The sequence below is a fragment of the Nocardia farcinica genome, from assembly GCF_029867845.1.
GTDB classification, from domain to species: domain Bacteria; phylum Actinomycetota; class Actinomycetes; order Mycobacteriales; family Mycobacteriaceae; genus Nocardia; species Nocardia farcinica_A.
In genome coordinates, this window is sequence record NZ_JARWRU010000929.1 from 1 (window position 1) to 6139 (window position 6139).

The 6139-nt window shown below is 72.4% G+C and carries 7 protein-coding genes; 3 read left to right on the forward strand and 4 right to left on the reverse strand.

The window, feature by feature from the left end:
* Window positions 1-426: 426 nt before the first annotated feature.
* The 4 genes from QH283_RS20400 to QH283_RS20415 form a co-directional block, all read right to left on the reverse strand.
* Window positions 427-840: an AMP-binding protein gene (locus QH283_RS20400; RefSeq protein WP_280504584.1), complete on the reverse strand. Its 414-nt coding sequence runs from the start codon at window positions 838-840 to the stop codon at window positions 427-429.
* Between the two features lie 177 nt (window positions 841-1017).
* On the reverse strand, window positions 1018-2223 hold the full coding sequence (locus QH283_RS20405) for an FAD-dependent monooxygenase (protein ID WP_280504585.1): 1206 nt from the start codon (window positions 2221-2223) through the stop codon (window positions 1018-1020).
* A gap of 266 nt (window positions 2224-2489) precedes the next feature.
* Window positions 2490-3125, reverse strand: a complete 636-nt coding sequence (locus tag QH283_RS20410; protein WP_324246559.1) for a PadR family transcriptional regulator — start codon at window positions 3123-3125, stop codon at window positions 2490-2492.
* A gap of 86 nt (window positions 3126-3211) precedes the next feature.
* Window positions 3212-3844, reverse strand: coding sequence for a TetR/AcrR family transcriptional regulator (locus QH283_RS20415; RefSeq protein ID WP_280504586.1), 633 nt, complete (start codon window positions 3842-3844; stop codon window positions 3212-3214).
* Window positions 3845-3946: 102 nt separating this feature from the next.
* On the opposite strand from QH283_RS20415, the gene QH283_RS20420 reads away from it, so the two are divergent.
* From QH283_RS20420 to QH283_RS20430, 3 genes are all read left to right on the forward strand, one after another.
* A complete protein-coding gene (locus QH283_RS20420; protein ID WP_280504587.1) occupies window positions 3947-4822 on the forward strand; it encodes an oxidoreductase in 876 nt (291 codons plus the stop codon).
* 63 nt (window positions 4823-4885) lie between these two features.
* A complete protein-coding gene (locus tag QH283_RS30360) occupies window positions 4886-5458 on the forward strand; it encodes a transcriptional regulator (RefSeq protein WP_414689550.1) in 573 nt (190 codons plus the stop codon).
* Between the two features lie 71 nt (window positions 5459-5529).
* Window positions 5530-5853 carry a DUF3817 domain-containing protein gene (locus tag QH283_RS20430; RefSeq protein ID WP_280504589.1) on the forward strand — a complete coding sequence of 108 codons (324 nt, stop codon included), beginning with the start codon at window positions 5530-5532 and terminating at the stop codon, window positions 5851-5853.
* Window positions 5854-6139: the final 286 nt, after the last annotated feature.

Sequence of the window (6139 nt, forward strand, 5' to 3'; positions counted from 1 at the left end):
ATGCCGCGCTGGGCGGCGGAGAGGGGGGAGGCGCCCGCGGGCAGCGCGGCGGGGGCGGTGAGGGGGGCGGCGGAACTCTGGGGCATGGACGTTCCTGCTAGTCGGAAGCGGAGTCGGCGTATGGGGGCTACGGCGAACGGGGTCGGTCGGTACCGAGTTGGCGATGCCTTCCGGCGAACCGATGACTTCCGGGGGACCGATGACTTCTGGGGACCGATGACTTCTGGAAAAAGACAGACGGCACACCGCGCCCGCGAGGGGCGGGCATGCCCAGCCGCCGGCGAGCCGGGTTCGTCGACGAGGCTCCCGGCGGGTCGATCGACCAGCATGCGTGGAGAGATGTCCGCTGGGGATTCTATCGCCGCACGGGGTGCTGCCAGCTCGGATTGCGCATGTCCGCGGGGTGGCGGGCGCGGCGCGCCCGCCTCAGCAGGCGGGCCGCAACCCGTCCAGCTCGGCCTCGGTGAGCGGGGCGTCGGAGCCGGTCAGGTACCGCAGCAGGGTGGAGCGGTCGTCGAGGACCAGCCACGGGATCGGCTCGCCGAGGCCGTCGCGGGCGTCCTCGGTGGTGACACCGAAGGCGGGCGCGGGCACGCGGGTGCCCGCGGGGACGGCGGTGGCGCCGATCTTGGCGATCGCGGTCCGGGTGACCAGATCCTCGATCAGCGGCTCGACGGCCACCGCCACCACCGAACCGCGGCGGACGCCCGCGCGCAGCAGCACCCGGGCCAGCCGGTTGGACCAGCTGTCGAGCTCGCGGTGGGTCAGCGAGCCCTCGGGGGTCCAGACGGCGATCGCGGCATCGGAGCGGGCGGCGGGGCGGGTGGCGGTGATGTGCATCGTGGACTCCTGACGAGTCGGTATCCGAGAGGATGTTCGAGGGGTTCTTCGAGGTGGTTCCACTTTCTCCCCTGACCGTTCCCGCCGACAGGAACCCCAGTGCTGCACCGCCTTCCTCCGAGGGTGAGCGATTCCCCACCCTCGGTGGAAAGGCCGCAGGTGGAAGGACGCCGGTGGTCAGGCAGCGGTGGTCTCCCGCGACACCGGCGCGTCCCAGTCGATGCGATAGCCGCGCTCGGCGGTGGTGCGCTCGCCGGGCTTCATGACCGTGCGGACCATGAGCGGCATCAGCAGGTTCATCAGCGTCCGCCCGACCGGGCCCGGCGTCTTGCTGCGGTTGATCCTGGCGGCCCTGGCGGCGATGCCCTCGACCCGTTCCCGCCGCAGCCGCTCGTAGGCGGCGAACGCCGACACCGGGTCGGGCAGGTCGCGCAGGCACCTGGCCAGCTGCACCGCGCTCTCCACCGCCAGCGAGGCGCCCTGGCCGGAGGAGTTGGACGGCGCGTGCACCGCGTCGCCGACCAGCACCGTGCGCGCGGAGAACCAGCGCGGCACCGGCGGCATGATGTGCAGACCGCCGGTGATCTCCAGTTGCTCGGGGCTGGTGCCGCGGACCAGCTCCCCGCCCGGTGTGTCCGCCCCGTAGGTCTCGCGCAGGATCTCCAGCCACCGTTCGGGTGCCACCTGCCTGGCCTGCGCCAGGGTCAGGTATTCGCGGTGCGGCAGATTCGCGCCCCAGCCGACCCGGCCGTCGCGGTCGCGCCAGTACAGGTAGTAGGCGCGCCTGCCGTAGGCGAAGACCATCGTCTCCGGCGGCACCGGCACCGGGCAGTCGACGGTGGCCCCGAAGCCGAGCATGCCGGTGTACTCCGGGCCGGGGGCGTCGGGATCGATGAGCGTGCGCACGGTGGAGCGGATGCCGTCGGCGCCGACGAGGATGTCGGCACTTGCGGTCGTGCCGTCGGCGAAGCGGGCGGTGACGCCGTCGGCGCGCTCCTCGGCGCCGACCAGACGGCTGCCGTAGTGGACCGGCACCCCGGCGGCGCGGGCGTGCTCGTGCAGCACGGTGTGCAGGGCGGCGCGGTCGACCAGTCGCAGCGGCGGCTCGCCCGCCGCGACGGGCAGCCGGTGCATGCGCCCGCCGACGGCGAGCACGGTGCAGGCGACCGGAGCGGCGACGGCGCGCACCGCCTCGCCCGCGCCGAGCAGGTCGAGCGCGGCCAGGCCGTTCGGCGCCAGCGCGAGTCCGCTGCCGATGCCCTCGGACGGGCCGGGGTAGGCCTCGTGGACGGACGCGTCGATACCCGCCTTGCGCAGGGCGGTGGCGACGACAGGGCCTGCGATGCCCCCGCCGACGACGAGCGCGGATCGTATCGCGGACATGGATGTACCTCCCGGTGGGTTCGTGTGCATGCGGCGAACCGCCGCGCCCGCCCCACCCGGGACTATCCTGTGGTTGCCGGCCTCGACAGCCGGGTGCGCGCGAGCGTGCGCGGTTCGAGTGGTCGTCCGTTCCCGGCGGCGGTGTTGCCGCACCGTCGTCCGGGAGCGGGTTCGTTCGTCGCCCCTCGTTCGGGGCTTCGTCTCTGTTGCCTACGGTCCTTTTGCCTGCGGTCCTTTCTGCCTGCGGTCCTGTTTTTCGGTCCTCGCTATCGGCCTCCTTCCGCTGTGTCCGCTCGCACGGAGGCGTTGACCGTGCGCCACAGCGCCAGATCGGGGAAGGTGCCGTCGACGAGTTCGGCACGCCAGCCGCGCGCCCAGGCCGTCTCGGCCTCCAGCATCGCCAGCCCGTACTCGGTTTCGATCACGAACAGCCGGGGCAGCGTTCCCGCCAGCGACTCGAGTTCGGCCCGCACACCCGCGATGATCGCCTCCAGCGCCGTGATCCTGGCGTCGAGCAGCTCGATCACCTCCTCGGGCGAGAGCATGGCCACCACCGACAGACCCGCGGTGAACGCGTTGCGCTCCGAACGCGGTTGTGAGAGGAGCTCTTTCGTCCAGTCCACCAGCTCGGCACGACCGGCCTCGGTGATCCGGTAGATGACCCGTTCCGGGCGCGCGCCCTCCCGCTCGCTGCCGATCTCCTCGAGAAAGCCCGCCTTGGTCATGTTGCGCACCACGGTGTAGAGCGAGCCCCACTTGATGTCCATGTCGCGGTCCTTGCCGCGGGAGCGCAGCGTGGAGGCGATCTCGTAGCGGTGCATGGGCCGTTCCACGATGACCGACAGCACGGCCAGCGCCAGCAGGTTGTCGACCTTGCGTTTGGCGGGCATCACACCTCCCACTCGTCCCTCCTACTCGTCTACGAATATACGTAGGCGAGTATTCGAGCGGCAAGCGGAGACCCTGGAGGCTCGCGACCGCAGGCGGGTCAGGCCACCTCGACGAGCGCTGCCGCCACCGGCACGAGCAGATCCACCAGATCGGCGACCGGCGGGCGCGGGTCGGCGCGCAGCCATTCGACGGTCACGCTGTTGACCGCCCCGATCAGGACGGTGGCGGCCAGCCCGGGTGCGCCACGGACCCGGCCTCCGGGAACGACTTTCGGCACCACCTCAGCCACGAGCAGTTCGCCCCAGCGACGCCTGCGCCGGCGACGATGGCGTTCCATCCGCGCGCTGACGCCGACCACCTCGACGAAGGCCAGTTCGGCGCGCCACGGATCGGCCCCGAGGGCCTCCAGATAGGCGGTGAGCACGGCGGTCATCGCCGCGACGGGCTCGGTCCGCGGCGACACCCCGGCCAGCGCGGTCATCACGGCGGCCACGGCCTCGTCCTGCACCCGGTCGTAGGCCGCGAGCAGCACGTCCTCTCTGGTGTCGAACTCCTCGTAGAACTGCCGCTTGGACAGCCCGGCGGCGGCGCACACCTCGGCGAGCGAGCAGTCGGCATAGCCTTCCTCGGCGAACAACCGGGTGGCGGCGTCCAGGAAGCGAGTGCGTCGCTCGGCCCTGCGCTCGGCCACCGTCCGTCCGCCGTACTGTCTGCCCACCGAGGTCCTCACCCGCCCACGGTATCGAAGACGCGTCCACCATTCGCACGGATTCGACAGCCCTCGCGCCCCGATCTCCTTCCGCGCGAACTTACTTCACAGTAAGGTTCTCCCATGGCGTGGAACCCCAAGCGAATCCCCGATCAGAGCGGCCGCACGTTCGTGGTCACCGGCGCGAACGGCGGTCTCGGAGCCGTGACGACGAAAGTGCTGGCGGCCAAGGGCGCGACCGTGGTGATGGCCTGCCGCAATGTCGCCAAGGCCGAGCAGATCGCCGCGACGATCCCCGGCGACGTGCGCGTGGAGCCATTGGATCTGGCCGACCTGTCCTCGGTCCGCGCGTTCGCCGACAATACCGCGGAATTCGACGTGCTCGTCAACAACGCGGGCATCATGTACGTACCCTTCTCCCGCACCGCCGACGGCTTCGAAACCCAGTTCGGCGTCAACCATCTCGGCCACTTCGCCCTCACCGGCCTGCTGCTCGACCGCGTCCGCGACCGGGTGGTCACGCTGTCGAGCATCGCGCACCGGCAGACCCCGAAGTTCCGCATCGACGACCTCAACTACGAGCACCGCCGCTACTTCCGCAATCTCGCCTACTCGCAGTCCAAGCTGGCCAACCTCATGTTCGCGCGCGAGTTGCAGCGCCGCCTGACGGCCGCGGGCTCGAAGGTGCGCTCCTACGCGGTGCACCCCGGCGTCTCGGCGACCGAACTGTTCGCCCACACCGAGACCGCGCTCGACCACGTCCTGCGCCCGACCATGCGGCTGATCGGCCACTCCCCGGCCAAGGCGGCGCACTCCACCCTGTTCGCCGCGACCACGCCCGACGCCGATCCCGAGGTCTACTGGGGCCCGAACCGGCTGTTCGGCGCCCAGGGCCCGGTGGTGGCGTGCCCGTCGACCAGGCTCTCGCGCGACCGGGAGCTGCAACTGGCGCTGTGGACCGAATCCGAGCGCATGACCGGCGTCACCTACCGGTTCTGACGCCCCGATCCGGGCACCGGCCTGCTCCTACGCAGCCTGTAGTAGACAGGTACCGTGGTAGGCGTGTCCGCTCCCCCGACCCGACCCGGCTACCACCGGCCCGCCCTGATCGTGCTGGTCGTGGTGGCCTTCCTGGCCTGCCTCGGGCTGGCCTGGTGGCAGTGGGAGCGCTACGAGTCCGCGGCGGGCACCGCGCAGAACCTCGGCTACGCCCTGCAGTGGCCGCTGTTCGCCGGGTTCGTGGTGTTCGCCTACTTCCGGTTCGTCCGCCTCGAGCGCGAAGCCGAGGGGGAGGCCGGGGAGCAGACCGCCCCCGAGAGCGCGCGGCCGGGCCACACCGGCACCACGGCCCCCGCGGCGTCGGCCGACAGCGTTTCCGGGGGCTCACGGGGGGTCGCGGATTCCGCCGAGCCGCCGCGCGGGTCCGTCGCCGCCAGGGCGCGCCGCACCCGCAAGCAGGACCGGCCACGTGAGATCCCGGCGGGCATCCTGCCCGAGCGGCCCAAGGCGGCCCGCGCCGCAGACCCGGTCCTCGAGGAGTACAACCGGTACCTGGCACGACTGCACGCCGCCGACGTCGAACAAGCGGCCGGCGCCCAGCACGGCGCGGGCACGAGCGAGAGGAGCGCTGGGTGAACGCCGGCGACAACGAGACCGTCTCCGTCGAGAAACCGGCGACCGGGAATCCGGCGACCCCGGCCACGACCGTGGACCCGGCCGAGCGCGCCAAGATCAAGGGCGCGCTGCTGCGCTACCGTGCGCTGGCCTGGTTCACCGGCCTGTGGCTGCTGCTGCTGTGCGGCGAGATGATCGCCAAGTACGGCTTCGACGCCGACCCGCCGAGCTGGATCGCCATCGTGCACGGCTGGGTCTACTTCGTCTACCTGATCCTCACCGCCGACCTGGCACAGAAGGTCCGCTGGCCGATCGGGCGCACCGTCGGCACCCTGGTGGCGGGCACCATCCCGCTGCTGTCGTTCTTCGTCGAACACAAGAACGCCGCCCAGGTCAAGCGCGACTTCGGCGTCTGACGACCCCGGCGCCGCCATCGCGAACACCGGCGACGCGCCCCGAGCGCACACCGACGCCCCCGCACGAGCGCGGGGGCGTCGCCTGTCTCGCAGTCCGCGCACCGGGCGCGGGGGGGGGGGGGGGGGCGCCGCGCGCGAGGGGGGCAGCGCCCCCCCCCCCGCGCCCGGTCACACCCCCCCCCCCCCCGCGGGGGCGCCCCCCCCCCCCCCGGCAGCCCCCCCCGCGGGGGCGCCGCGGCGCCCCCCCCCGGCCCGCGAAACGGGGGGGGGGGGGGGGGGTGGGCCG